Genomic DNA, 4218 nt, shown 5'->3' with positions numbered 1-4218 from the left:
GATGTGGTCGACGATCGCGTCGTTCTTGGCCCCGGCGGTGATGTAGACGCGGTCCGGCTCGTCCTCGCGGACGGTGGGCGTGTTCGGCGGGATCGGCGAGACACCCAGTTTGTAGAACTGGCGCAACTGCTCGCCGGCGGCCAGCGCGGTGCCGGTCATTCCGCACACCGTCGGGTAGCGGTTGATCAACGCCTGGACGGTGATCGTGTCGAGCACTTCGCCGGTCTCGGTGGTCTCGATGCCCTCCTTGACCTCGACGGCGGCCTGCAGCCCGTCCGGCCAGCGCTGCAGCGCGGCGATCCGGCCGCGCGAGGCGTTGATCAATTGCACCGCACCGTCTCGGACGATGTAGTGCACGTCGCGCTGCAGCAGCACGTGGGCGTGCAAGGCGACGTTGACCTCGGTCAGGGTGGTGACGACGTGCTCCTCGGAGTACAGGTCGATACCGCCGAGCGCCCGCTCCACCTTCTGCGCCCCGGTCTCGGTGAGGTGGACGTTGCGGTTGTCGGCGTCGGTGTCGTAGTCGAGGCCCGGAGTCAACTCCCCCACCAGCCGTACGATCTGGACCTTCGGCGTCTCGCGGTGGGTGGTGCCCGCCAGCACCAGCGGGACCAGGGCCTCGTCGACCAGGACGGAGTCGGCCTCGTCGATCAGCGCGACGTCGGGGTTCGGCGACACCAGGTCGGCGGCGTCGATGACCAACTGATCGCGCAGGACGTCGAACCCGATCTCGTTGACCGAGGCGTAGGTGACGTCGCACTGATAGGCGGCGCGGCGCTGCTCGCGGGTGGATTCCTCGGTGATCCAGCCGACGGTCAGGCCGAGCGACTCGATCAGCGGCCCCATCCACTCGGCGTCGCGGCGGGCCAGGTAGTCGTTGATGGTGACGACGTGGACGTGGTGGCCGGCCAGCGCGTAGCCGGCGGCGGCGATGGCGCCGGACAGGGTCTTGCCCTCGCCGGTGGCCATCTCGACGACATCGCCGGCCATCATCCGCAGCGCCCCGAGCAGCTGTACATCAAAGGGACGGAGTGCGGTCGTCCGTTCAGCGGCCTCCCGGGCGATCGCCAGGAACTGCGGGATGTCGGCCGAGGTGGCCAGCTCCTCGAGTTCCAGCAGCCCGGCGGCCTTGGCGAGCTGTTCGTCGTCGAGATCGCGGGCCTTGGCGTCGAACGCCGCCGACGCATCCACCTCGGCCATGCTCTGGGCCTTGACCTTGTCGGTGGACGCGCCGAGCAGCCGCCAGAATCCGCGGCTTACCCGGCCGCCCTGGCCGGAGGTGCCGGTCTTGGGGTTCTTCTCTTTTGACATTCGCGACGAGGTTCGTGCCACGTCTCAACGGTACCGTTGGTCAGGCCAGATTCGACCGACGCGGGTACGCCACGGCCGGGTCGGTCAGGGTGTTGACCACCGCGGGCAGTCCGCTGTCGAACGCGCGCCGCAGCGCCGGCCGCAGTTCGTGCGGGCTGCTGACCAGTTCCCCGTGGCCGCCCAGCGCCCGCACCACCTCGTCGTAGCGGGTGCCGGGGCGCAGATCGGCCACCACCGAGTAGCCGTAGAGCATCTCCATCGGGTGCTTCTCCAGCGCCCAGATGCCGTTGTTGCCGACGACGGAGACCACGTGCACGCCGTGGCGCACCAGGGTGTCCCACTCCATGCCGGAGAAACCGAAGGCCCCGTCGCCCTGCAGCAGCACCACCTGCCGATCGGGGCGGGCCAGCTTGGCGGCCAATGCATAACCGGGCCCCGACCCGAGGCAACCGAACGGGCCGGAGTCCAGCCAGGCCCCCGGCACATAGCTGTCGATGACGCGGCCGGCGTAGGAGCCGAAGTCGCCGGCGTCGATGACGATGATCGCGTCGCGATCCAGCATCGGCAGCAGCTCGGCGTAGACCCGCATCGGGTGCAGTGGAGTGCGGTCGTCGGCCAGCTCGGCGGCCTCGGCGGCGCGGGCCTCGGTCTCGATGGTGCGCAGGCCACCGATCCAGTCGTGGTGCTCGGTCGGGACCGCACCCGCCAGCGCCGTCAGCGTCGCCGGCAGATCCCCGTAGAGGCCGGCGGCCACCGCCCGCGGGTGCTCGCGATCGGGTTGCACACGGTCGGCGACGATCAGTTCGGTCTGCGCCCCGAACACCCCGCCGAAGCCGAGCCGGAAGTCCATCGGCACGCCGACCACCAGCGCCACGTCGGCCTGCGACAGCGCCGCCGAGCGGGCCCGGGAGAACGCCAGGTCGTGGTCGGCGCCCACCACGCCGCGGGCCATTCCGTTGGCCAGCACCGGGATTCGCAACCGCTCGGCCAGGTGCAGCAGCTCCTTCTCGGCATGGCCCCACCACACGTTGGTGCCGGCCATGATCACCGGGCGTTGCGCCGCGCAGAGCAGTGCGACCGCACGGTCGAGCGCCGCTCCGTCGGCCGGCGGCTGCGCGGGCAACTCGGTCAGCGCCCCCGGTTCGCCGCGGTCGGCTGCCTCACCGAACACATGGTCCATCGGGAAGTCGACGAAACCCACGCCCGACGGGGCGCCGACGGCGGCGCGCAGCGCGTCGTCCACCCGGTCACCGACCGCTGCCGCGGACTGCGCGGTCGCCGCGTAGCGGGCCAGCGGCGCGACGAACGGCACGTGATCGATCTCCTGCAGCGAGCCCATCCCCCAGCGCAGCGCCGGCGCGCGGCCGGCCAGCACCAGCATCGGCGACTGGTTCTGCTGCGCAGCGGCCATCGCGCTCATCCCATTGGTGACGCCCGGGCCGGCGGTCAGCGCGACCACGCCCGGGACCCGGGTGACCTTGGCCCAGCCTTCGGCGGCGAAGGCGGCGGTCTGCTCGTGGCGGGTGTCGATCAGCCGGATGCCCTCGCTGCGGCAGCCGTCGTAGATCGAGAACAGATGCCCGCCTGACAGGGTGAACATGGTGTCGATACCGCTGGCGCGAAGCCGGCGGGCGATCAGCCGTCCGGCGTGCACAGGATTGTCCATCAGCTGAGCCTAACCAGCGTGGGGACCAGCGTGGGCGTGCGCGCCCAATGCCCGATGCTGCGGTAGCTTCGCGCTGGACACCTGCGGCACGGAGGAGAGCGACAGTGGAGCCGTACGAACCGTCGATGGACTGGGGCGGCGAGCTGATCCCGTCCCTGCTGTGGATCGCGAAGGCCTGGGCACTCACGGCCCCGATGACCCTGCTGGTGCTGTTCCTACTGTCCCGCTTCACCGGCTGGGGCCGGCAGTACTGGCGGATCACCGGCGCCTACTTCACCGGCCGCGATGCGGTGAAGGTGTGGCTCTGGCTGGGAGTGCTACTGCTCTCAGTGATGATCTCGGTGCGCATCGACGTGCTGCTCAGCTATTTCAGCAACGACCTCTACACCTCGTTGCAGATCGCCTTTCAGGCCGGCGGAGCCGGGGAGGACGCCATCCGCGCCGACGCCATCCGCGGATTCTGGGTGGCGCTGGGAATCTTCGCCATTCTGGCGACCATCTACATCAGCCAGGTGATGCTCGACCTGTACCTGACCCAGCGTTTCATCATCCGCTGGCGCACCTGGCTCACCGACCGGCTGACGGCTGACTGGCTGTCCGACCGCGCCTACTACCGCGGCAGGTTCACCGACAACAACACCGACAACCCCGACCAGCGTATTCAGCAGGACATCGACGTCTTCACCACCGGCGTCGGCGGCAGCCCCAACACTCCGGTCATCGGAACCGGCTCGGTGCTGGTGTTCGGCGCCATCTCGTCGGTGTCCACCGTGGTGGCCTTCATCCCCATCCTGTGGAACCTCTCCGGTCCGGTCACCCTCTTCGACGTCACGCTGCCACGGGCGCTGTTCTGGGTGGCGTTCATCTACATCTTCCTGGCCACTGTGGTCGCGTTCTGGATCGGCCGGCCCCTGATCCGGCTGAACTTCCGCAACGAGCGCACCAATGCGGCGTTCCGCTATGCGCTGGTGCGGTTGCGGGACGCCGCCGAAGCGGTGGGCTTCTACCGCGGCGAGGCGACCGAACGAGGAATCCTGCGCACCCGGTTCGACAGCATCATCGCCAACTACCGGGCGTTCGTCCGGCGGCAGCTGGGCTTCACCGGGTGGAACCTGGCGATGAGCCAGATCCTTACCCCGCTGCCGCTGGCGGTCCAGGCGCCCCGGCTGTTCGCCGGGGAAATCAACTTCGGCGACGTCACCCAATCGTCCAGCGCGTTCTCCAGCATCAGCAGTTCGCTG

General features: G+C 69.4%; 3 protein-coding genes. 1 reads left to right on the top strand and 2 read right to left on the bottom strand.

The features are described 5' to 3' along the window. Nucleotides 1-1311, bottom strand: a 1311-nt coding sequence (locus ADBZ6I_RS16330) for a preprotein translocase subunit SecA (protein ID WP_526385682.1), incomplete at its 3' end; no start/stop codon positions are given. Between the two features lie 40 nt (nt 1312-1351). Next, nucleotides 1352-2977, bottom strand: a complete 1626-nt coding sequence (locus tag ADBZ6I_RS16325) for an acetolactate synthase (protein ID WP_526385680.1) — start codon at nt 2975-2977, stop codon at nt 1352-1354. Nucleotides 2978-3024: 47 nt separating this feature from the next. Between ADBZ6I_RS16325 and ADBZ6I_RS16320 the strand changes: the two genes are divergently transcribed. Then, a partial coding sequence (locus tag ADBZ6I_RS16320; protein WP_526385678.1) for an SbmA/BacA-like family transporter occupies nt 3025-4218 on the top strand: 1194 nt, incomplete at its 3' end.

This window comes from Mycobacterium sp. (assembly GCF_044342925.1).
In the GTDB taxonomy this organism is placed as follows: Bacteria; Actinomycetota; Actinomycetes; order Mycobacteriales; family Mycobacteriaceae; genus Mycobacterium.
This window is presented reverse-complemented; position numbering and strand designations above follow the sequence as displayed.

Coding starts and splice junctions, on each gene's coding strand:
- ADBZ6I_RS16325 (WP_526385680.1), bottom strand. CDS start 2,977: ATGGACAATCCTGTGCACGCCGGACGGCTGATCGCCCGCCGGCTTCGC.